Here is a 22726-nt window from a genome sequence, read left to right as displayed (position 1 = left end):
ATAGCGTTTCGCGGTGCAAAGTCGACGTCAAATGATCACACAACGTGGCCGACGCGCGACCATGACAAAGCATCGTCCAGACGGTCATCACCCCAGAAAACCTCGCCCCGCACGACAAGGCTGGGCGCGCCGAAAACGCCAAGCCGGGTTGCGCGGTCGGTCTCGAATTCCAGCGCAGAAACGGCATCCGGACTGCGTGCACGCGCCAGAGTCAGGCGGGGGTCCTGCTGGCATCTCAGAAGGGCTTCGGAAATTGCAGATTCGCTGCCAGCTTCAACGCCGTCTTCGAACCAGATCCGGTATAGGTTTTGCGTAAAACTCTTGCCCCATCCTTCCTGCATTCCCAACAAAGCAACTTGATTGGCTAGTTCGAGGTCGGAAATCGGGTAGGGCGCCGGCAGATGGGCGTGGATATGATACTTAGCGGCGCGCCGTTCGATATCGCGCCACATATAGGCCGCTTTAACGGGCTTACCGGCAAACGGGATGTTTTTCTGCTCGGACATGACGCTGCGCACATTGAACGGGCGCCACGCGACTGCAACGTCATTTTCAGCGCACCAGTCGTCCAGGCGCATAATCGTCAGGAAGCTGTACGTACTGCCAATGGAATACCAAAAATCAATTTCGGGCATTGGATCACCCCGATTTCAGAGTTTCAGTTTCCATAATAGCCTAATTTTGCGAATTTTTCGATCTCTGCCGTTTGGCGGCGCGTCGGCGGGGTCAGAACAGGGTCTTGTTCACCGGTCGCACGGGGTCGGGCACGGCCCCGCAACCGGTCGCCTGACGCATATCGATTTCAATCGTTCTGCACAGCGCCGAGATCGGTACGTCGGTGACATCCCCTTCGAAAGGATCTTCCATCGAAGCGCTAACCCGCTCGGTCACGAAGAAAATCCAGCAGACCAGCGCCCCGACCGGAGCGAAGGTCAGCCAATCCGTCAGGACCGTTTGGATCATTGCAGTGTTGGTCCCCGCCACGATCGAACGCTCATCATTGAAGGCAAGCGGCAACATGAAAATGAAAATCCAGCTGAACAGGCGACCAACCTCGGCCACCTGACGCGGGAACGGCGTGTTCTTGATCCGCTCGCACTGGCCTTGCGCCGTCGTCAGACGGGCCAACCTGTCCATCAGGGCGACATGCCAGAAAGGGTCGATCTTGCCCTGTTGGGCCATCTCGGACAGCTTATGCGCCTGTAGGTTCAATAGATACGCGGCCTTGTTCGCTTTTCCTTCAAGCCGGGGCAGGTCTGCCGCCAACTGGCTGGTCTTCCAGTCCCCCGGCGATATGTGCGTCTGAGTTGGCGTGAGCGAGTGCCCAAACATCCACGGTCTGATCGAACGCCCATTGGCCGAAGGCTGACGCAACTGATAAGCAAGCAGGGTCACCCAAGCGATGTGTCGTTCAATCAGTTCGGTGCGCAAGTCGTCGTCGAGCGGGGCGCCGTTGGGCTGAACCAGCGTGGCAACGGTGTTTCCCCAGTCCCGACTTGCGTTGGCAATATCCCCCCAGACACGTCTTGCCTCGGTCCAACGTCCATAGGCCGCGGTGTTTTTGAATCCGAGAAAGAACGCAACTGCGATCCCTAGCATTGCCACCGGTGGGCTGGGGTTTGAAATCAGATCGACCGGTGTAAGTTCATCCACCACCTGAACCAGTAATATCCAGGCAAGGACAATTGAGATAAAGCCGACCGATCCCCTGAGCAGTTTGCGGACTGAGATGCTGTCGTGAAGTAACATGGGTTTTGTGTTTCCGCTGAAACGTCATGAAATTCAATTTGTGAACTGTATCGGCATCTTGGCGCACCTGTCCATGGACCCCAGAGGAGTGTCGCAAGGAGGCAAAGAAAAAGCCCCGCACAGGGCGCGGGGCTTTCTTTGTTCCTTGATGGACGGGATCAGTGCGCGTGGCCTTTGTCCCAGTCTTCCTGCTTGGGCAGCTGCTCGAACGTGTGCTCGGGCGGCGGTGTGGGCAGGGTCCATTCCAGCGTGTCTGCGTATTCGTTCCACGGGTTCGGACGTGTTTCTTTCGCGCCGCGCAGCAGGGCGTAGATCACGATGCCGAAGAACAGCAGGAACGAAGCGAACGAGATGAACGCACCAATCGACGAGACAAAGTTCCACTGAGCAAACGCCTCGGGATAGTCGATGTAGCGGCGCGGCATGCCCTGACGACCCAGGAAGTGCTGCGGGAAGAAGGTCAGGTTGGCGCCGATGAAGAACAGCCAGAAGTGAACCTTGCCCCAGAACTCGGAGTACTGACGGCCCGTCATCTTCGAGAAGTAGAAGTACACACCAGCGAAGATCGCAAAGACCGCACCCAAGCTCATCACATAGTGGAAGTGCGCCACGACATAGTAGGTGTCGTGATAGGCGCGGTCGACGCCCGCCTGCGACAGAACCACACCGGTCACACCACCAACGGTGAACAGGAACAGGAAGCCGAAGGCGAACAGCATCGGAGTTTTGAACTCGATGGAGCCGCCCCACATGGTCGCAATCCACGAGAAGACCTTAACCCCGGTCGGAACCGCGATGACCATCGTGGCCAGCATGAAGTAGGCCTGCTGACGCAGCGACATGCCAACGGTGTACATGTGGTGTGCCCACACGACGAAGCCCAGCACACCGATTGCGATGATCGCCCAGACCATCGGCAGGTAACCGAAGATCGGTTTGCGCGAGAAGGTGGCGATCACGTGGCTGATGATGCCGAAACCGGGCAGGATCACGATGTACACTTCCGGGTGGCCAAAGAACCACAGGATGTGCTGATACAGGATCGGATCACCGCCACCGGCCGGATCAAAGAAGGTAAAGCCAAAGTTGCGGTCCATCAGCAGCATGGTGATCGCGCCCGCCAGAACCGGCAGAGACAGCAGAATCAGCCACGAGGTGACGAAGATCGACCAGCTGAACAGCGGCACCTTGAACAAGGTCATGCCAGGGGCACGCATGTTCAGGAAGGTGGTGATCATGTTGATTGCGCCGAGGATCGAGGAGGCGCCCGATACGTGCACGGCGAAGATCGCAAGGTCCATGGACATGCCGCCCTCGGTCGTCGACAGCGGCGGGTAAAGAACCCAACCCACACCCGAGCCGAGCTGGTCGTTACCACCCGGGCTCAGCAGCGAGGCCACACCCAGCGAGGTACCAGCGACATACAGCCAGAGAGACAGGTTGTTCATCCGTGGGAAGGCCATGTCCGGCGCGCCGATCTGCAACGGCATGAAATAGTTGCCAAATCCGCCAAACAGGGCAGGGATGACCACGAAGAACATCATCAGAACACCGTGATAGGTGATCATCACGTTCCACAGGTGACCGTTCGGTGTACATGGGTCGGCCATGAACCCTTCGAGGCACATATACTGCACACCGGGGTGCATCAGCTCGAGCCGCATGTAGACGGTCATTGCCACCGAGATAAACCCGGCCAGCGCCGAGAAGATCAGGTAGAGAATCCCGATGTCCTTGTGGTTGGTCGACATGAACCAGCGGGTAAAGAACCCACGCTGGTCTTCATGATCGTGACCATGAATGGCTGCGTCTGCCATTAGGTGCCTCCTGTTACAATTCTACCGCGCAGCCGGACCTCTCCGGCGCGCGGGATTCCTGCTGGTTTTAGAATGCGAAGAGGGCGCCTTCAATGGTCGAGTTTGATCTGGATCAAGATTAATTGTCGCGGGTAGCGGCCCGAAACACGCATTGTCGGCTAAAATCGTCTGTGATCTGGGGATTGGCGGCCAAATTTCAAGCTCTGCGCGTGTCAGAGGTTTCTTCGCTTGACCCAAGTGTGGGCGGGACGCAGAACTGGCGTAACGCCGAAATCGGAGATTTGACATGACCGCCTACGATTCAGAAAACATCTTTGCCAAGATCCTGAAGGGGGAAATCCCCGCGTCCCGCGTTTACGAGGATGACGATACACTTGCGTTCATGGACATCATGCCCCGATCCGACGGGCACCTGTTGGTGATACCCAAAACGCCGTGCCGCAATATTCTGGACGCATCCCCGCAGCAGCTCGCATCGGTGATGGCCACGGTTCAGAAATTGGCCAAGGCTGTTGTAACGGCCTTCGACGCGGACGGAGTGACGATCCAGCAGTTCAACGAAACGGCCGGAGGGCAGGAAGTGTTCCATCTGCATTTCCACGTTCTGCCCCGCCACGAAGATGTTTCCTTGCGTGCGCCCGGAACAATGGGGGATTTTGAGGTGATCGCGGAACATGCCGAAAAGATCAAAGCCGCCGTTGGCTGATCGCGATTGCTGTTTGTCGCGCGCCTGGTCTGAGGATCGAAGACGATGAGCGCAGTCCGAAAAAGAAATTGCCGTTCCGATTTGGGGGTCGGAACGGCAGACTCGTAAAAAAGAACTTTTCCGTTTTCGCAGGAAACCTACGATTACCGGTTTAACACACCACTCACTCTAGAACGGTGAAATCAGTCTACCCGCAAATCTCAGGTCTGTATTCCTTTGAGTGGGCTTGAACCGGAAATTGCCTTGATTCACTCGGCTTCTGCGCGAGTTTTGGGCTTAGTTTGGAAACAGAGGGTGTTTCGACATGTGGATTGTTAACCACTTGGAGTCGCAAAATGATTCGGTTTTCAACTTCAAGCGCTGACCGTTTCAAAGACTTCGGAAAAGGTTTTCTGTAACGCGGCGTCCATATCTGCCATCGTGACGGGCAGCCCAAGATCGACCAGCGACGTTACACCATGTTCTGATATCCCGCATGGCACGATCCCCGTGAAGTGATCAAGGTCCGGTTCGACGTTGATCGAAATGCCATGAAAACTGATCCATTTGCGCAGGCGCAATCCGATGGCTGCGACCTTGTCTTCGGCAGGGGCACCAGACGCAGTCAACGGCTTGTCATCCCGGCGTACCCAGACGCCAACGCGACCATCCCGGATTTCCCCTTTGACATTGAATTCCGCAAGCGACGCGATCACCCAGGCTTCCAACTGTTTTACAAAGCGCCGGACATCTTTCCCACGTTTGTTCAGGTCAAGCATGACATAGGCAACCCGCTGACCGGGGCCGTGATAGGTGTATTCACCACCGCGCTTGCTGTCGTAAACGGGGAACCGGTCGGGATCGGTCAGGTCTTCGATCCGGGCCGACGTTCCTGCGGTATAGAGAGGAGGGTGCTCGAGCAGCCAGACGCATTCATCGGCTTTACCGGCCGCAATCGCGGCGACACGCGCCTCCATAAAGGCGACGGCGTCGTCATAGTCGGTCAAACCGTCAGTGATTTTCCATTCCATGAGGTCTATTACCGCGCGCTATCAGGCAGGAAAAGGGGTTACGCGGCCTCTGCCAAACAGCGCTTCAGGATCTGCGCATAGGTTTCCGAACCCTGAGCCCCCGTCACAAGGTACTTTCCGCCAAATACCATCGAAGGAACCCCCGAGATTCCCCTGCTGGTCCAAAATGTCTGTTTCTCGCGCACTGGCTGAACATGGGCACCAGAGGCAAGAGCCTGCTGTCCGGCGGCCCTGTCCAGACCGATGGATTCAACAGCGTCGAGAAGAACCTCCGGGTCGGAAACATCCTTTTGATCGGTGAAATAGGCCTGAAACAGTGCCATCTTCAGCGGATGTTGTCGGCCTTAGGCTTCGGCCCAGTCCAAAAGCTGATGCGCGACAAAGGTATTCACGATCCGGGACTCATCGTTGAAATTGAACGAGAAATCCAGCTCGGCCCCAATTTTCGTCAACCGATCACGCGCTTGTTGGCTTTGTTCGGCGGTAGACCCGTATTTCTCCATCATGTGATCGCGCAGGTTTTGCCCTTCGGCCGCCATAGTGGGGTTCAGTTCAAACGGATGCCATCTGAGCTGCGCCAGCACGTTTTCTTCCCGCAAAGCCAGGTCAAGTTGCTGGAACCCGACGATACACCAAGGGCATACCACGTCCGAGACTATGTCGATCTGAATGATCGGGCGTGAATCTGTTGAAGTCATGATGCATCTCCGGAACGGGGGGGTAGGGTGAAATCTGTGATACAGATATGAAGGTCGAAAAGGAATTCAATCCGGCTTGTTTTTGCCTCTTCACATCCCGTTCCGCACCGTCTATATGCGCCTCTACCAAGTCACATACAGTGCGGTCGTGGCGGAATTGGTAGACGCGCAGCGTTGAGGTCGCTGTGGGGTAACACCCGTGGAAGTTCGAGTCTTCTCGACCGCACCAAGACAACCCTTCCGGTTCCCATAGATATTCATGCCATGCGTGTCTTGGCTGGCATAAGCCGTTCTCTTGCCACCCTTTTCGCACCGTGAATGGCGCTGATTGTTTATAAGACACCATTAAGCACGCCGTGCATAACGAATTGGTTGAGGCGGTCACGCGTCTTTAATATTAGTCTCTTCAATGCTTTTGGTATCTGAACATAGTTTCCAGGAAATGTCGTGTCAGGCGCTAGGCTCAAGGCAAATGCGACTTGTCGTGTTCAGAACATCAACTCAAGAGAACTTTCTGCGATGAAGCCTAGATTTTTGTGCGTCGGTACCCATCACAAGACTGGCACAATTTGGATGCGAAAGGTTTTTCGTGAAATCCATCAAGATCAATCCATCCCGTTCATGCAATGCTACAGAGCAAAAAGGCTTGCTGACGCGGCTGAGACAGGCCCACAGATTATTGTGAATTGGTCGTCTAAATTTCCTAGAGAGCTCTTGGAGCTGGGGCACGCCAGATTTCTGCACGTCATCCGAGACCCGCGTGATGTGCTGCTGTCCGGCGCCCGCTATCACCAGATAGCACCGTCGGGTAATGAGAAGTTTCTGCGAGAGGCAAGAGCTGAATGGGATGGCAAGACTTACAAAGAGTATATTTCCAGCCTACCCACTGAGCTCGACAAGCTTTTGTTTGAAATGGAAAACAAGCACCATCAAACTCTGACCGAGATGATGGCTTGGCCATATGGTCATGAGAACGCGATTGATGTTAAATATGAGGATCTGATCGAAGATTCGACGTGTGATTTGTTCCGAGAAATCCTTGGCAACTTTGACATTGAAGGATTGGATATCGACAAAGCCGTGCAGTCCTATTGGAGGCACTCTTTATTTGGCGGCTTGAAAAAGAAAGCTGACCGAGCGGAACGGATATCGTTGCACATAGGGTCCGGAGCGAAAGCGCAGTGGCAAACCAAACTGCCGCGGGAAATCGCCGAGATTTATGAAGAACGCTATGGTGGGGCGCTCAGGAAACTTGGCTATGAATCCGATCCGGATTGGGTGAAGTCTTGCCTGCCAAGCCGTCAGATTTTCGCATAGAAACCGACGAAAACCGGAAAACTGCGCGGCCTGGCGCGTTGCGGTTTCGTTAGGCGCTTTCAAATGGGTCCCGACTTTGGGCTGCTCAAGGTTGTGAAGATCCACGCTTCATGAAGCTTCAGTTTCCGGATTTGGGAAATACCCGGTGTCCACAAACTCTCGAAACTCTGGCGCCTCAAGTTGATAATCCAGAACACGGCGCGCGCAGTCGTGGCAGGATCGAAGCAGAGCCGCCAGATCTCCATCTTTCAGCCAATCCGATACAATAGACCGAACGGCGGTCGTGTCGATTGTCTCGTCATGGTTGGTGTTGATGTCGTATTTTCCAAAATACTCCATGTCGATGCGGTCTTTGTTTTTGGAATTTGCGGTTCCCCGCAACCGCTTGAGTAAAAACTCTTCCCGGCTTTTGACCGCATAGTGATTCACTTGCGCCGATTTGCCGGTGACGTTGTCTTTGCTTCCCCGCCACCCTTTTTGAAGAATATTTCCCCCCATCGGATTCCCGTCCGCGTTTGTCCAACGCGCCATGTCTGGTTCGATCTCGCGGTGTTTGAAAAAGCGGGGGCGATGCACTCCGAAATAGTCGAACGTCGCAGGGCGGAACAGCGTTTTGAAACCCCAGACCAAACCGTTTTCAGGGACCTCGAAGGTTGATCCGCGCGTGAAGCGTTCCGTGACCAAGGCTTCCGGGTCCCAATGTTCCAGCCCACATGACCCCATAAGGCGCCAGTTGATGGATATCGCGTCTGGCGCGCCACAATTGTCGATCAACGCATCTATGCTGCGATCACCGACGTGGACGTTCAGGAACTCATCTGCGTCCAGAATGAGTACCCAATCTGCATCCCGCACCCAGTCCATTCGGTTCGCTCTGGAGTAGGCGGCGCGCTGCGGGTCCATCCTCGGGCCGATGGGGTTGTCGAAGTGACGGACCACCCCCAACTGATCAAGACGGTTTAGCATCAAATTGGTGCCGTCGCTACAGTCGTTGGAAAAGATGCAGAAATCGTCGATGCCTATTGACTTGTGATAGGCCAACCATTCCAGCAGGTATATTCCCTCGTTCTTGACGGTCGAAAGCAACAGTTTGCGGCCGGCGTTTGGGGGCGTGGCTTCAGTTTTCATCCTCACCTCCGCTGGTCGGTCGTCTCAGTGCGCCTTTGGCACGGTTTCTACCAACCGCGTGTTTCACGGATTGGGCCTTGCCGATCACGTCAGCGACACGGCTGTCGGTCTCATCTGCGGCTTGAGCAGCCAATGCCATTTTAAGGGTCCGGTCCTTGGACAAAGGTACGCCCAAGCCTGCGGCGGCCTCAGTATTCATAAATGGGTTTTCAGGACCGCTTTCGTCATCCATCTGCTGTGGTTCAACCGCTTTTTCTCCGTCACCTTCGTTTGCCTGCGCCTGTCCGGAAAGCTCAAGCAACTTTTTGCGTGTTTGACCTTTTTTCGCCGTCTGGGTCTGAGCGATCATTTTGGCAATCTCGCTGTCAGATACACCTTGTGCTTGCAGTTCCTTGACCTTCAACTGCCATTCTTTTGGCAGGTGTTGAACAAAAAGAACTTCGTCAAGCTTGTTCAGCGGAACCTGACCCGCTTTCTTCAACTCTTCCAGCCATCCTTCATATTCTTCGGTTTCGCGCAGTTGCCGAACGCGGTTTTCGTGGTGCAAGATCGCCTTTTCTTGCAGCTCTCGCATGATTGGGTCGGCCAGGATCGCTTCGATTTTACGTTTGGTTGCACGAACATGGCGCTTCACGTTGGTGGCTTCGGACTCGTTTCTGTCAAACAGCGCGAAATAGGCCGCGTTATACTTGTCAGGTTTGTTGTTCACATTGCCCCGAATACGCCTGAGCAAATATGACTCGTAGGACTTGACCGCATAGTGGTTCATCTCAACCAAGTCATACCCCAAGGTCGGTTTCGTGGATCGCCAGCCTGACAAAGAAAACTCATGCGGCATGGGATCGCCTGATCCGTTCAGCCAGAACTGATCCAACAGCAGTTTGGCGTTGGCGGGAACTTTCTTGGCTTTCTTTATGTGCGGCCGATGTATACCAAGTTTCATGTCCCGATACGGCTTGAAGAGGGTTTTCACCCCCCAGCCTTTCGGGAACTTATTCGGCGCGGACCGGGTGTAGGCTTCGATTGCCAACCCCGGATCCCATCGCGTCAGGTCATTCGATCCGAAAAAGCGCCAGGTTATGGCAATACCGTCTGCCTTGGGGTCAATGTTTTCAACAAGATCGGTTATCCAGCCGCGTCCCACCTTGATGGAGAGGAACTCATCCGCGTCCATCGTGAGTATCCACTCGCTGTCGGTCACTTCCGGATTTCTGGTTCCAAGCGCAAGGGCATTTGGCTGCGGTTTACGCCCCTCGGGGACGTCGTTGCGGAAGTGTTGTACCCAACCCAGCTCTTGCAGGCGGATCAGCATGTCGTCTGTGCCGTCGGTGCAGTCGTTTGTGTAAACGACGATATTATCGAAACCTATGTGCTTGTGGTAGGCGACCCATTCCACCAATGAATGACCTTCGTCCTTCATCATGGACATGATCGTGAAACGGTGTTTGGGCATTAGGTCTCCGCGCCTTTTGTTTCGGCGATTGTCAGGTCTTACAAGGGATTTCCGCAATCCAGGACGTTCGAGGCATTTCGGGCATGGTGAAGGTCACGGACATTTTGTAGCAAATTCAATGTGCAAGTTAAATTCCACATTCGGGACGGAACGGATATTTTTGAACTTCCAAAAGGAAGCTGATGGTTCAAGCTGCACCGCATACTGGAAAGGATGCCCAATTGGTCGATCTGGTGACGCCGGACCAAGCAGAACACATCCCGTCTATCTAAGGCGTTACTCGACTTGAACCTCGCTGCGCAGTTTGCCGGTTGTTTTGTCAAAGATAAGGATACGATTGTCGTCGGTCACGACCGCATACCAGTTATTGCCAATCGTCACCGCTTGCGCTTTTGCACCGTCCGGCAGTTCAACCTGATCGGGCAGGGTGGGCGTCCGGTCCGATAGCCGGATGACAATCAGGGCGAATGTCACTAGAACGCCGCCAATCATCACCGCGGTCAGCAGCATGACCATCCGCCGCAGCAATCTGATCTGCGGCGTTTCCAGCGGTTCTTGGGGGTCGGAAGGGACAGTCATGGGCACTCGCCAGATTGAATTTCACATTGCGGCTGATCCGCCGTCACGCCTTGATAAGGCGCTTTCGCGTGATGTGCCAGCCGAGGAAAGCCTTTCGCGTACCCGATTGGGGCGTTTGATCGAAGACGGCGCTGTTCTGGTGGACGGTACTCGGGTCACGGACCCAAAGGCGAGGGTCACAGAAGGAGCCATGGTCGTAGTCACCGTTGCAGAAGGCGAGGACAGCCATATCGGACCCGAAGATATTCCCTTGGATGTTGTGTATGAGGACGACGATCTGATCGTCATCAATAAACCGGCAGGGATGGTGGTCCATCCGGCGCCGGGGTCTCCGAACGGGACGCTTGTGAACGCGCTGCTGCATCATTGCGGATCGGATCTGTCTGGCGTCGGCGGTGTGAAGCGCCCCGGTATTGTTCACCGAATAGATAAAGAAACCAGTGGCTTGCTGGTCGTTGCTAAATCAGATGCGGCGCATCACGGTTTGGCCGCCCAGTTTGAGGCGCATACGGTCGAAAGGTATTATCGCGCCATCTGTTACGGTGTGCCAGACGCGAATGACCCTAGATTGCGCGGGGTCAAAGGGGTCAGTTTTGAGCCCGGAAACGTCATGCGCCTGACCACGCAACTCGCCCGCCACAAGACGGATCGCCAAAGGCAGGCCGTGTTGTTTCATGGTGGCCGGCATGCGGTGACACGGGCGCGCGTCGTTGAAACCTTTGGCACTCCTGTGGGGTTGGCCTTGATCGAATGCTGGCTGGAAACGGGGCGCACGCATCAAATCCGGGTCCATATGGCGCATGCGGGGCACGGTCTGGTCGGCGACCCGGTCTACGGAGGCAAGCGCAAGCTGGCTGCAAAAGCCTTTCTTCCGGAAACCGCTGAAGCAGTGCGCGCCTTTCCCAGACAGGCGCTTCACGCTGCTGTTTTGGGTTTTGAGCACCCGGTCACAGGCGAATCCATGCGGTTTGAGGCAAATTTGCCCGAAGACATGGAGAATCTGATTGATCGACTTCGCGCGCCACTGTCATAATGTGCAAACCATTGTGAGTAACGCGTTCTTATCTTTCCTTTATCGATCGTTAATTCCAAACTGTTAACGGTACCTCTTGAATGGATCGGGATGACCTCCCATATCCTATGTTAACGAACTAAACATTTGTCGGAGGGACATGAATCATGGCAAATTACGCAAATCTCCCCGCGCCGACGCCGGAAGGCGGACTGAACCGCTATATGCAGGAAATTCGCAAGTTTCCCCTGCTGGAGCCGGAAGAAGAATACATGCTCGCCAAGCGTTGGGTGGAAGAGCAAGATACTGAATCTGCACATAAAATGGTCACGTCGCACTTGCGTCTGGCGGCCAAGATCGCCATGGGTTATCGCGGCTATGGCTTGCCGCAGGCTGAGGTGATCTCAGAGGCGAATGTGGGTCTGATGCAGGCGGTCAAGCGGTTTGACCCTGAAAAGGGCTTCCGTCTGGCGACCTATGCGATGTGGTGGATCCGCGCTTCGATCCAGGAATATATCCTGCGGTCATGGTCGCTGGTGAAACTGGGCACGACCTCGGCGCAGAAAAAGTTGTTCTTTAACCTGCGCAAGGCCAAAGCCCGCATTGGCGCGTTGGAAGAGGGCGACTTGCGTCCCGAAAACGTAACGCAGATCGCCAATGATCTGGGCGTGACCGAAGAGGAAGTGATCAGCATGAACCGCCGGATGTCCGGTGGCGATGCCTCGCTGAATGCGACCGTCGGGTCCGAAGGCGAAGGTACCATGCAGTGGCAGGACTGGCTTGAGGACGAAGACGCCGACCAAGCTGGCGACTATGAGGCGCGGGATGAGCTGGACGCGCGCCGTGAACTGCTGGCCGCTGCCTTGGAAGTTCTGAATGACCGTGAGAAGGACATTCTGACCCAGCGCCGTCTGATGGATCAGGTTGTCACGCTGGAAGAGCTGAGCACGCAGTACAATGTCAGCCGCGAACGCATTCGTCAGATTGAGGTGCGCGCGTTTGAAAAGCTGCAGAAAAAGATGCGCGATCTCGCGCGTGAAAAGGGAATGTTGGGAACGGTTTAAACCACCCAAATTATTGAAAAGCCCGCCGAATTTGGCGGGATTTTTTCGTTACTGGGCAAGCTGCTGCCTGAACACGCGCACCATGTTCCCGCCCATCACCTTGCGGATTTGATCCTCGGTCAACCCCTCGGTCAAAAGCGCCGAGGTCAGGGCCGCCAGTTCGGATGTGTCAAATGCGGTCTCGACCGATCCGTCGTAATCTGACCCAAGTGAAACATGGTCTTCGCCAACCGTTTCAACGGCGGCTTTGATCATCTTGGCGATCCCGGTTGGTGTGATGTCCCCACAGGTGACGTCCGCCCAATATCCCATACCAATGACACCCCCGGTTGCGGCAATGTCCAGCATCAGATCGTCAGGATAGTTCCGTTTGACGGGGCAGAACCCGTGCAACCCGCCGTGGCTGACGATCAGGGGGACGTCCGTCATTGCGATCACGTCCCGCGCGACCTGTGGGCTGGAATGGGCAAGGTCGATCACCACGGGCATCGCCGCCAATTCTGCCACGACCTCGCGCCCGAAATCTGACAACCCGGTATTTGTCTGACCGTGAAGCGAGGCGCCCAGTTCGTTATCGAAAAAGTGGTGAAGCCCGAACACCCGATGCCCGGCGTCAAAAATCTCTGCCAGATTGGTCAGGTCACCTTCCAATGGGTGACCGCCTTCGATGCCCAGAATGCCGCCCACGATCGGTTCACCGTTGGCACGCGCCGCAAGGACGCCTTCCAGATCATCGCGAGTTTTGACGACTTTGAGCCGGCCGTCGGACGCGGCCTCGAACTGGTGGAGCTTTTCTGCCTGATAAATCGCGCGTTCTTTCAGACTGTTCCAGGTGCGCAGCGGCCACAACTGACCGACGGCCAGAAGGGTGATGTTGTCAAACGAGTCCGCAGAATTGGCATCGTAATTCTGACCTGCCGGAGATTTCGTCACAGCGGTGAAAACCTGCAAGGCCACGTTTCCTTCAATAAGGCGCGGGATGTCGACCTGTCCGCGCGTGCCACGCTCGGTCAGGTCCCGGCTCCACAGCAAGGGGTCGGCGTGAAGGTCACCGACGATGAGGGTCTCGTGCAACGCGGCGGCATCATCCGTCACATCGTAAGGGGCGTGCGCGATGACGTTGTTGCGTTCCGCTTCGATGTAAGGTGGCAGGAACACGAAGAAAACCAATGCCCCCACGACCACCGTGACGGCGATCAGGATACCGACCCATTTCAAAAAACCGCGCATTTGCTCTCCCTCTCCTTATTGGCGGCTAGGTTACGGAGAATGCCTGCAGAGAAAAGCCTGACTTAGCGTCCACTGGTTGATAAAGAGGTCAGGGCGGCACTGGCCGGCAGAGACTGGGTTGGGAGGAGACATATGCAAAAACCTGTTCAATGGGGCGTTCTGGGCGCCGCCAACTTCGCGCGTCGTTATATGGCTCCGGCGATCCATGCAGCGGATGGCTCGCGTTTGGCGGGGCTTGCCACGTCCAGCGCGGAAAAGGCCGAACCGTTTCAGGCGTTTTGCCCCGATCTGAAGGTCTATGACGACTATGAGGCGTTGTTGGGGGACCCTGACATCGAGGCTGTCTATATCCCGCTGCCCAATCATCTGCACGTGGAATGGAGCCTGAAGGCGCTTGAGGCTGGTAAGCACGTGCTGTGTGAAAAGCCGATGACGATGCAGGCCGCTGAATTCGATAGGTTGATCGCCAAGCGTGACCAAACTGGGCTGCTGGCGGCAGAGGCGTATATGATCGTGCACCACCCCCAGTGGCAGTTCACGCGAAAGCTCATTGCGGAGGGCGCAATCGGGAAGCTGGCGCATGTGACTGGCGCATTCAGTTTCGACAATCGCACCGACACTGGAAATATCCGAAATCGGGCAGAGACAGGCGGGGGTGGACTGCGTGATATCGGCGTTTACGTGATTGGAAGTGCGCGGTTTGCAACGGGGCAGGAACCCGTTTCAGTTAAGTCCGCGATCCGCTGGGAAGACGGCATTGATGCCTTTACCGAAATTCGGGCGCAGTTCCCGGATTTCACTTATTCCAGCTATGTCTCCATCCGAATGCACCCACACCAAGAGATGGTATTTCACGGCGAAGGGGGTGTAATCCGCCTGACCGCCCCCTTCAATGCGCGGGTGTTTGGCGAGGCGCGTTTGGAATTGCATCGCCCCGGTCTTGAAGTGCAGGTCACGCGTTTTCCCGGCGATGATCACTACAAGCTGCAGGTCGAAGCGTTCTGCCGATCAGTCCGTGACGGCGCCGATTACCCATGCCCACTTGAATTCTCGCGCGGCACGCAAGAGGTTATCGACCGCGTTTTCGCAGGTGCGGAACCCCTCTGACTTGCACGCCGCCGCCCAACTGGACTAACCTGCCGGATACCGGATCAGGAGAGTGCAAATGGCTGGCGGCTGGGCGCGCGATGGCGCGGTGAGTGAACAGATCGAGGCGTCGATTTCAGACGAGCTTGCCCGCATGCAGGCCCAAAAGCGCCCTGTGGGACAAAGCCTGACCCATTGCGCCGAGTGCGAAGAGCCGATCCCTGAAAAGCGGCGGGTCGCCTTACCGGGCGTGAAACTGTGTCTGGATTGTCAGCAGGAGCGTGACGGGTCTTACAAATCGCGCGCCGGGATCAATCGGCGCGGGTCGAAAGACAGCCAACTTAAATAGTTCCGGAGCAGTAGTTTGACCAACACCCGTACGCAGCAGTCTATATGGCAAAACGGGCTGGTTCTGGGGTTCATGGCGGCGTTCCTGTGGGGCACGCACAGTGTCATCGTACGGTTTCTGACCAACGATCTTGGCGGAATGCAGATCGCGGTGTCGCGCCTGTTTATTGCGGCGCTGGCGATCTACGGCCTGCTTCGTGTTTTGAAAGTCCCGGTGTCGGTTCGATGGCGTGACCGCTATTTTCTGCTTGCAGTTTTGTCGACCGTTATCAACTACATCCTCTTTCACATCGGGCTAGAGCATACCGGGGCCGCAAATGCCATGGTGCTCGAGAACACGGCACCATTCTTCGTTTTGGTTTTTCTGTATTTTTTCGCCGAAACACCTGTTACCCGAACCGATGTTCTGGCAACGTGCTTGGCGATTTTGGGTGTGTTTCTGACCGTCTTTCGGGATTTCCAGGGCGGTGGGGAACCCTTGTTCGGGGATATCCTTGAAATCGGCGCGGGCCTGAGCTGGGCGGTATTCCTGATCGCAAGCAGCCGGGCAATGCGAAACTCGAAATCAACAGGCGAGCGTCTGAACTTTCTGTTCGGGATTTTCCTGTGCTCGGGTGTTCTGTTGCTGCCTTTGGCGGCTTTGTCATTGCAAGTGCCGACAGCGACGGACCTGCTGTTCCTGATCCTTCTTGGCGTTCTGCCAACGGCGTTGGCTTATTACCTTTGGTACGAGGCCGCAGCACGCGTTTCGACCCTGACCGCGACACTCATGTTTGCGGCCTCGGTCGTGTTCACCTTCATCAATGCGGCGATTTTTCTGGGGGCCGCGATTACTCCAATCGCGGCCGCAGGTGCTGTGCTGATCGTGGTAGCCGTCTTTTTGACCACTAAGAATCAGACGTGATCAGCCTTCCATCGCCTCCAATTCGTCGATGAAGCCCGAGATCATGCTGAGCCCTTTGTCCCAGAACTTGGGATCGCTTGCGTCCAGACCGAACGGGGCCAGCAAGTCTTTGTGATGCTTTGACCCGCCTGCGCGCAGCATCTCAAAATACTTGTCCTCGAACCCGTCCAAGCCGCTTTCGTAGACCGAATAGAGCGCGTTTACCAAACCGTCGCCAAACGCATAGGCATAGACATAGAAGGGCGAGTGGACGAAGTGCGGGATATAGGCCCAGAAGGTTTCATACCCGTCCATGAATTCAAACGCGGGCCCAAGGCTTTCGGCCTGAACGCTCATCCATAGGGCGTTGATGTCGTCGGGCGTTAGCTCACCTTCGCGGCGGGCTGCGTGGAGTTTGCATTCAAAATCGTAAAACGCGATCTGGCGGACGACCGTGTTGATCATGTCCTCGACTTTTCCGGCCAGCAGAACCTTGCGCTGTTCCGGCGTTTCGGCCTGATCCAGCATTTTGCGGAAGGTCAGCATTTCGCCAAACACCGACGCTGTCTCGGCCAGGGTCAGCGGGGTCGAAGACAGCATCTCACCCTGATCTGCGGCCAGTACCTGATGCACGCCGTGGCCCAACTCATGCGCAAGCGTCATCACGTCGCGCGGTTTGCCCAGATAGTTCAGCATCACGTAGGGGTGGACGTCGGTCACGGTGGGATGCGCGAACGCGCCCGGCGCTTTGCCCGGTTTCACCGCCGCATCAATCCAGCCTTTCGAGAAGAAGGGCGCTGCGATCTCGCCCATGCGCGGATCGAAGGCGTTGTAGGCATCCATCACCGTTTTCTCGGCTTCGTCCCAGCCCACGACACGGGTGTCTTCCATTGGCAGCGGCGCGTTGCGGTCCCAGACCTGCATCACGTCCAGCCCCAGCCATTTGCGTTTTAGCTCGTAATAGCGATGGCTCAGCTTGGGATAGGCGGTCACGACCGCCTCGCGCAGCGCTTCGACCACCTCGGGCTCGACATCATTCGACAGGTGGCGGCCGGTCTGGGCGGTTGGCATGTTGCGCCAGCGGTCCACGATCTCTTTTTCCTTAGCCTGCGTGTTGTGGACGCGGGCAAAGGTCTTGATGTTGTCCTGAAAGACCGAGGCTAGTTCACGTGCGGCGGCTTCGCGCTTGCTGCGGTCCTGCTCGGTCAGGAAGTTCAGGGTGCCTTCGATGTTCAGTTCTTCGCCATCGACCGTAAAGGTCAATCCGGCGATGGTTTCGTCGAAAAGACGTTCCCACGCGTCGCCGACGACACCGAGGTCATGCAGGAATTTTTCCAGTTCATCAGACAGTTGGTAGGGTTTCATCGCGCGGATACGGCGGAAGACGGGCTCGTACCGGGCCAGATCAGCGTTCGATCCAAAATGCGTCTTCAGCACATCGTCGTCGATCCGGTTGATTTCCAGCGTGAAGAAAACCAGCGGGGTGGTAAAGATCGTGATCTTTTCCTGCATGTCCGACAGGAACTTTGCGCGCTCGGCATCCGTGGTCAGTTGGTAATAGCGCAGACCGGCAAAGGACATGATCCGCCCGGCAATCGCGTTGATCTTTTCGTTGCGCAACACACAGTGCAGCAAGCCGTCGGCATCCAAATCGGCCAGCTTGCCTTCGTAATCGGCGGCAAAAGAGGCACATTCCCCTTCCAGCCATTCCAGATCGGCAGCCAGTTCAGGCGCGTCCTCAGAGCTGTAAAGGTCCGTCAGGTCCCATTCCGGCAGGTCGCCAAGATTGTCGGCACCTCCGACTGCATTTGCATCACGGACGGGAAAGGGAAGGTCGCGCATGGTTCACCTCGAAAATCTGCATCTGCAAACATCTAGGCGCGACGCTCAAGGATCACAAGCGGGGTCTTAGCTCGACAGGGCCGCTTTTGGTTCAGGGTCGGCGCTGGCCGCGCTGAAATGGGCTGCGAGATGTTCAAACACGGGCCCCCGGACATCGGGTGCTTCCATCATCACTTCGTGCTCACCGTCTGGAATTTCGACCAGAGTGCCACTCGGCCAGTTCGCCATACGCGCACGGATCGCCTTGCGGTCGACGATCTGCTCATGGCTGCCAAGGAAGGTCAGGCATGGCGTGGCTGGAGCGGTCTGCGCCATCAGCCAAGAACACTCATCCAGCGCCTCACGCAGCCAGATGGTCGAAGGCGCGCCCAAGGTCAGCTCAGGATGCGCGACCAGTTGATCCTGCATCATCTTGTACATGTCAGGATCGCGGGTCAGAACATTGCCGTCAAAGGGTTGGGACAGAACATAGCTTTCCAACGACGTGGTTGGAGGCGTCTTTTCCCCAAGGCCAAAACGCGGCCCCCAATAGGCCGTCAATCGGCTGAGAGGCTTCATCAGGGGTGTAAAGAAAATTCCCCACATCGGCCCGGTAAACGCACAGGCGGCAAAGCAGTCATTTTCCAGCACAGCCCGCAGACCAATGGCGCCGCCCATCGAATGACCGATGACATGCCAAGGCTCTGGCAGGTTCTGACGCTGTGCAAGATCAAGAACGGCCCTTACGTCGTGTTGATAATCGGTAAACTTGTCGACATGGCCAACCCGAGGGTCGTCCAGCAGACGATCCGCCAGCCCCTGACCACGCCAGTCGACCGACAGAAAAGCAAACCCACGTCCCACGAACTCGGACGCGGCATCGCCATATTTTTCGATATATTCGGTGCGGCCCGGAAACATCAGCACTGTTCCGCAGGCCTCGCCTTCGGGCATCCAATGGGCGGCGCGAATGCGCACGCCATCTTTGGTGTCCAGCCAGTGGGCCTGACCGCCGGAAGGTGCGCCGGCCACATCTTCAAACAAGGGGGCCGGCGACATTTTCATCAGGCCAAGGCCGATGCCAACTGCATGGCGATCCCCATGTCGCCGTCTACCGTAAGCTTGCCGGACATGAATGCGCCGGTCGGGTTCAGCTCGCCGCTGAGAATTTGTTCGAACGTCTCGGCATCCGCGCTCATGGTGACGTCGGCATCTTCATCGCTGACGCGTGCGCCGCTGCCGTCCAGAACAATCGAACCAAGGTCTTCGATGGCAAATTTGGCCGATGCGCCAAAACCGCTGTCGGCCAGTTTTTCGTTCAGCGCTGCTGCGGCTTTCTCCAGAGTGTCGCTCATGATTCTCCTCACTTTGATTTGAGCGCGAGGAATGGACATCCTTCTGCGCTACGCTACACTGAACGTTGTTATGGGCACTACGTACACAAATCTCAAAGGTATCGTTGCGGCAACCGCAATGCTAGTCACGTTTTCCATTCCTTGTGTCGCGCAGACCGCAGATTCCAGGGACGAAACCGAATTGCTTGCGCAACTGGCGATATCCACGCCGGAACAGGCGTTGGGACTGGACCGCCAACTCAAGGCGTTGTGGGCTTTGTCTGGGTCTGCGTCGGCGGACCTGTTGTTGGAACGCGGACGCGAGGCGTTGAACGACGGTGATACAAAGGCCGCGATTGACCATTTGACGGCCCTAACCGACCACGCGCCTGATTTCGCAGAGGGCTGGCATGTTCGCGCGTCGGCGTTCTTCGGTATCGAACGCTTTGGCATGGCGGCAGCCGATCTGGAGCAAGCCCTCGCTTTGAACCCAAACAACTACGAGGCCATTTATGGTTTGGGCCTGATATTCGAGGTCGTCGGCCAGCCCGACAAGGCGCTTGCCGCTTACGAGCGCGCGCTGGCTATACATCCCCATCACGAAGAAGTAACCAATGCGGTGAATCGACTGAAACCCCAAGTCGAGGGGTCGGCCCTCTAAGGGGCAGGGGGCAAGAGTGAGCGGGTCATCCCGAATCGTGGCCGTACTGGGCCCGACGAATACAGGCAAAACCCACTACGCGATCGAGCGGATGCTGGGCTACCGCACCGGCGTCATCGGCCTGCCGCTGCGTCTGCTGGCGCGCGAGGTTTATGACAAGATCGTCGCTATTCGCGGGCCGTCCGTCGTGGCGCTTGTTACGGGCGAGGAACGGATCGTTCCGCCGCGCACCCAATACTGGGTCTGCACGGTCGAGGCGATGCCCGAAGGCATGGGGGCCGACTTCGTGGCCATCGACGAAATTCAGCTCTGTACCGACCCCGAGCGCGGCCACGTGTTTACTGACCGTCTGCTGCGGTCGCGCGGCACCAGCGAGACACTGTTTCTGGGCTCGGACACCATGCGCGGCCCCATCGCGGCGCTGGTGCCCGAGGCGCAGTTCGTGCGACGCGAACGTATGTCTCAACTGGTCTATGCCGGGTCGAAAAAGATCAGCCGGATGCCCCCGCGCAGCGCCATCGTCGGGTTCTCGGTGGATAATGTCTATGCCATCGCAGAACTGCTGCGCCGTCAAAAGGGCGGGGCGGCGGTCGTCATGGGGGCGCTCAGTCCGCGCACGCGGAACGCGCAAGTGGACCTCTATCAGAATGGTGAGGTCGACTATCTGGTCGCCACCGATGCCATCGGCATGGGTCTGAACCTTGATGTGAACCATGTCGCGTTTTCATCGCTGACCAAGTTTGACGGTCGGCGGATGCGGCCCCTTGCGCCAAATGAACTGGCCCAGATCGCTGGCCGGGCCGGGCGCGGCATGTCGGATGGCACGTTTGGCGTCACAGGCGAGGCCCCACCGCTGGATGACGGTGTGGCACAGGCCATCATGGACAGCCGCTTCACGCCGATGAAAAAGTTGAACTGGCGGAATGCCGCTTTGCGGTTCGGCTCGATCGAGGCGCTGATCACGTCGCTTGAAGTAAGCCCCGACAATGAAAACCTGCTCAAAGCGCGGCCCGCCGACGACCTGAACGTGCTGAAATCGCTCTCGCAAGTGACTGAGGTCATGGCCCGCGCCAGCGATCCGCAATCCATCCGTCTGCTGTGGGATGTGTGCCGAATCCCCGATTTTCGCGGTATCAGCCACGCTGAACATGCCAGCCTGCTTGAGGTGATCTACGGCCATCTGCACGAACGCCAGTCGATCCCTGATGACTTCATGGCGCGGCAAATCCGCCGGATTGACCGCACAGACGGGGATATTGATGCGCTGTCCAAACGGCTGGCATATATTCGCACCTGGACATATGTTGCGCAACGAAACGGGTGGGTTCGTGACGAATCCCATTGGCGCGGCGAAACGCGCACTGTAGAAGACAGGCTGTCGGACGCTCTGCATGACCGTCTGACCCAACGATTTGTGGACCGGCGTACTTCTGTATTGCTCCGCCGGCTCAAACAGAAGGAGGCCCTTTTGGCCGAAGTAAATGACAAGGGTGAAGTGACCGTCGAAGGCGAATTCGTCGGTCGTCTGGAAGGGTTCCGGTTTATCCCGGACAAAGCCGCGCAAGGGACCGAGGCGAAAGCTTTGAAATCGGCGTCCTTGCAGGCTCTCGCGCCGCAATTCCATCTGCGTGCCGACCGCTTCTACAACGCGCCCGATACCGAAATTGATTTCACCGAACAAGGTGGCCTGATGTGGGGCGAATATGCCGTCGGCAAGCTGGTTGCCGGTGCAGAACCGCTCAAACCGATGGTCGAGGTTTTCGTGGACGAAGCCGCAGGCCCCGACGTTGAACAAAAGGTGCAGCGCCGGTTGCAGCACTTCATCGACCGCAAGGTGGCCGCGCTGTTTGAACCGCTGCTGAACCTGTCGCGGGACGAAGAACTCAGCGGCCTCGCCAAGGGCTTTGCCTTCCGCATGGTCGAGGCATTGGGCGTGCTGCCCCGCGCGCAGGTCGCGCAAGAGGTCAAGGATCTGGATCAGGACGCCCGCGGCGCGCTGCGCAAGCATGGCATCCGGTTTGGCCAGTTCACCATCTTCATGCCGCTGCTGCTGAAGCCCGCACCCACGCGCCTGCGTCTGGTTCTGTGGGCATTGTCCAGCGGTTTGCAGGAATTCCCCGAGGCACCGCCTCCGGGTCTGGTCACGGTGCCTGTCGCCAAGGACGCGCCGCACGGCTATGACACCATGTGCGGCTACCGCGATGCGGGTGAGCGGTCGATCCGTATCGACATGCTGGAACGTCTGGCCGACATGCTGCGGTCCGAGGACAGCCGGGGCGGGTTTGAAGCCAAGCCCGACATGCTCTCGATCACCGGTATGACGCTGGAACAATTCGCCGACCTGATGCAGGGCTTGGGCTACAAGGCCGAGCGTGGGGAGCGTGAAAAGGTCAAAGCCGCACCTGCGGAACAGCCTGCGGCAGAAGCGCCAGAGCAACCTGCCGCCGAAGACACTCCGGCTGACGCAGTAGCGACAGACGATGTGACCGCACCCGCCGAGGCGCCAGCCGAGGCCACCGACAGCACCGAGGCGGCAGCCGAGGCCCCGGCTGCGGAACCCGTCACTGACGAACCCGAAGTTGAGGTCTTCTATACCTTCACATGGGGCCGTCAGCGTCAGCAGAACCGTGGCCCGCGCCGCGAGCAGGGGCAGGGCAAGGGCAAGCCGCGTGGCAAGCCTCAGGACGGTCGTGGTAAGCCGCAGGGTAAAAAGGGTGGCAAGCCGCAGGGCACAAAATCCTTCTCGGCCCGTCCGCCCAAGAAAGAAAAAGCCATTGATCCCGATAACCCCTTCGCCGCTGCGCTGATGGGGCTGAAGGACGGCAACTAA

The 22726-nt window shown here is 57.1% G+C and carries 20 protein-coding genes, 1 tRNA gene and 1 pseudogene; 10 read left to right on the top strand and 12 right to left on the bottom strand.

Annotated features, from left to right (window positions below):
* Positions 1-35: 35 nt before the first annotated feature.
* The 3 genes from ACR0MS_RS03360 to ctaD all read right to left on the bottom strand — a co-directional run bounded on the left by ACR0MS_RS03360 (position 36) and on the right by ctaD (position 3566).
* Positions 36-635 carry a DsbA family protein gene (locus ACR0MS_RS03360; RefSeq protein WP_480569221.1) on the bottom strand — a complete coding sequence of 200 codons (600 nt, stop codon included), beginning with the start codon at positions 633-635 and terminating at the stop codon, positions 36-38.
* 91 nt (positions 636-726) lie between these two features.
* Positions 727-1749: a bestrophin family protein gene (locus tag ACR0MS_RS03355; protein ID WP_480569224.1), complete on the bottom strand. Its 1023-nt coding sequence runs from the start codon at positions 1747-1749 to the stop codon at positions 727-729.
* A 158-nt stretch (positions 1750-1907) separates the two neighbouring features.
* Entirely contained in the window at positions 1908-3566 is a 1659-nt protein-coding gene (gene ctaD, locus ACR0MS_RS03350; RefSeq protein ID WP_480569227.1) for a cytochrome c oxidase subunit I, read from the bottom strand.
* 286 nt (positions 3567-3852) lie between these two features.
* Between ctaD and ACR0MS_RS03345 the strand changes: the two genes are divergently transcribed.
* Entirely contained in the window at positions 3853-4272 is a 420-nt protein-coding gene (locus ACR0MS_RS03345) for an HIT family protein (RefSeq protein ID WP_480569229.1), read from the top strand.
* 353 nt (positions 4273-4625) lie between these two features.
* Here the strand turns inward: ACR0MS_RS03345 and lipB are convergent, their stop codons facing one another.
* Both lipB and ACR0MS_RS03335 read right to left on the bottom strand, forming a co-directional pair.
* Positions 4626-5282 carry a lipoyl(octanoyl) transferase LipB gene (gene lipB, locus ACR0MS_RS03340; RefSeq protein WP_480569232.1) on the bottom strand — a complete coding sequence of 219 codons (657 nt, stop codon included), beginning with the start codon at positions 5280-5282 and terminating at the stop codon, positions 4626-4628.
* A 38-nt stretch (positions 5283-5320) separates the two neighbouring features.
* Positions 5321-5980 (bottom strand): annotated as a pseudogene (locus tag ACR0MS_RS03335) (DsbA family oxidoreductase).
* Between the two features lie 142 nt (positions 5981-6122).
* Between ACR0MS_RS03335 and ACR0MS_RS03330 the strand changes: the two are divergent.
* Together ACR0MS_RS03330 and ACR0MS_RS03325 are read left to right on the top strand one after the other, a co-directional pair.
* A tRNA-Leu gene (locus ACR0MS_RS03330) sits at positions 6123-6209 on the top strand.
* A gap of 290 nt (positions 6210-6499) precedes the next feature.
* Complete coding sequence (locus ACR0MS_RS03325) at positions 6500-7297, top strand: sulfotransferase domain-containing protein (protein ID WP_480569235.1); 798 nt, start codon at positions 6500-6502, stop codon at positions 7295-7297.
* Between the two features lie 108 nt (positions 7298-7405).
* Here the strand turns inward: ACR0MS_RS03325 and ACR0MS_RS03320 are convergent, their stop codons facing one another.
* The 3 genes from ACR0MS_RS03320 to ACR0MS_RS03310 form a co-directional block, all read right to left on the bottom strand.
* Entirely contained in the window at positions 7406-8425 is a 1020-nt protein-coding gene (locus ACR0MS_RS03320) for a glycosyltransferase family 2 protein (RefSeq protein ID WP_480569238.1), read from the bottom strand.
* Positions 8415-9878, bottom strand: a complete 1464-nt coding sequence (locus tag ACR0MS_RS03315) for a glycosyltransferase family 2 protein (protein WP_480569241.1) — start codon at positions 9876-9878, stop codon at positions 8415-8417. The genes ACR0MS_RS03320 and ACR0MS_RS03315 overlap by 11 nt, the downstream gene beginning before the upstream one ends.
* Positions 9879-10154: 276 nt before the next feature.
* Positions 10155-10457 carry a DUF6476 family protein gene (locus ACR0MS_RS03310; RefSeq protein ID WP_480569244.1) on the bottom strand — a complete coding sequence of 101 codons (303 nt, stop codon included), beginning with the start codon at positions 10455-10457 and terminating at the stop codon, positions 10155-10157.
* Here ACR0MS_RS03310 and ACR0MS_RS03305 point away from each other — a divergent pair.
* Both ACR0MS_RS03305 and rpoH read left to right on the top strand, forming a co-directional pair.
* Positions 10456-11490: an RluA family pseudouridine synthase gene (locus ACR0MS_RS03305; RefSeq protein WP_480569247.1), complete on the top strand. Its 1035-nt coding sequence runs from the start codon at positions 10456-10458 to the stop codon at positions 11488-11490. The two genes, ACR0MS_RS03310 and ACR0MS_RS03305, sit on opposite strands and share 2 nt — an antisense overlap.
* 146 nt (positions 11491-11636) lie before the next feature.
* On the top strand, positions 11637-12533 hold the full coding sequence (gene rpoH, locus ACR0MS_RS03300) for an RNA polymerase sigma factor RpoH (RefSeq protein ID WP_170416859.1): 897 nt from the start codon (positions 11637-11639) through the stop codon (positions 12531-12533).
* Positions 12534-12581: 48 nt separating this feature from the next.
* Here the strand turns inward: rpoH and ACR0MS_RS03295 are convergent, their stop codons facing one another.
* Positions 12582-13763: a dipeptidase gene (locus ACR0MS_RS03295; protein WP_480569251.1), complete on the bottom strand. Its 1182-nt coding sequence runs from the start codon at positions 13761-13763 to the stop codon at positions 12582-12584.
* A gap of 132 nt (positions 13764-13895) precedes the next feature.
* On the opposite strand from ACR0MS_RS03295, the gene ACR0MS_RS03290 reads away from it, so the two are divergent.
* The 3 genes from ACR0MS_RS03290 to ACR0MS_RS03280 are packed head-to-tail and all read left to right on the top strand — an operon-like array spanning position 13896 to position 16101.
* Positions 13896-14870 (top strand): Gfo/Idh/MocA family protein, encoded by a 975-nt coding sequence (locus tag ACR0MS_RS03290; protein WP_480569254.1) that lies wholly within the window; start codon positions 13896-13898, stop codon positions 14868-14870.
* A gap of 58 nt (positions 14871-14928) precedes the next feature.
* Entirely contained in the window at positions 14929-15198 is a 270-nt protein-coding gene (locus tag ACR0MS_RS03285; protein WP_480569257.1) for a DksA/TraR family C4-type zinc finger protein, read from the top strand.
* 15 nt (positions 15199-15213) lie between these two features.
* Positions 15214-16101, top strand: coding sequence for a DMT family transporter (locus ACR0MS_RS03280; RefSeq protein WP_480569260.1), 888 nt, complete (start codon positions 15214-15216; stop codon positions 16099-16101).
* Here ACR0MS_RS03280 and ACR0MS_RS03275 read toward each other — a convergent pair whose 3' ends face one another.
* The 3 genes from ACR0MS_RS03275 to ACR0MS_RS03265 all read right to left on the bottom strand — a co-directional run bounded on the left by ACR0MS_RS03275 (position 16102) and on the right by ACR0MS_RS03265 (position 19256).
* Positions 16102-17922 (bottom strand): M3 family oligoendopeptidase, encoded by a 1821-nt coding sequence (locus tag ACR0MS_RS03275; protein WP_480569263.1) that lies wholly within the window; start codon positions 17920-17922, stop codon positions 16102-16104.
* Between the two features lie 66 nt (positions 17923-17988).
* Positions 17989-18966 carry an alpha/beta fold hydrolase gene (locus tag ACR0MS_RS03270; RefSeq protein WP_480569265.1) on the bottom strand — a complete coding sequence of 326 codons (978 nt, stop codon included), beginning with the start codon at positions 18964-18966 and terminating at the stop codon, positions 17989-17991.
* The gene (locus ACR0MS_RS03265) at positions 18966-19256 is read right to left on the bottom strand and encodes an SCP2 sterol-binding domain-containing protein (RefSeq protein WP_480569267.1); all 291 of its coding nucleotides are present in this window, start codon (positions 19254-19256) and stop codon (positions 18966-18968) included. The genes ACR0MS_RS03270 and ACR0MS_RS03265 overlap by 1 nt, the downstream gene beginning before the upstream one ends.
* 31 nt (positions 19257-19287) lie before the next feature.
* Between ACR0MS_RS03265 and ACR0MS_RS03260 the strand changes: the two genes are divergently transcribed.
* Positions 19288-19896 carry a tetratricopeptide repeat protein gene (locus ACR0MS_RS03260; protein WP_480569270.1) on the top strand — a complete coding sequence of 203 codons (609 nt, stop codon included), beginning with the start codon at positions 19288-19290 and terminating at the stop codon, positions 19894-19896.
* Between the two features lie 16 nt (positions 19897-19912).
* On the top strand, positions 19913-22726 hold the full coding sequence (locus tag ACR0MS_RS03255) for a helicase-related protein (protein WP_480569273.1): 2814 nt from the start codon (positions 19913-19915) through the stop codon (positions 22724-22726).

Source organism: Ruegeria sp. CJ2 (assembly GCF_056536745.1).
The sequence above is the reverse complement of the archived record's forward strand: the minus strand, read 5'-3'. Positions and strand labels throughout refer to the sequence as shown.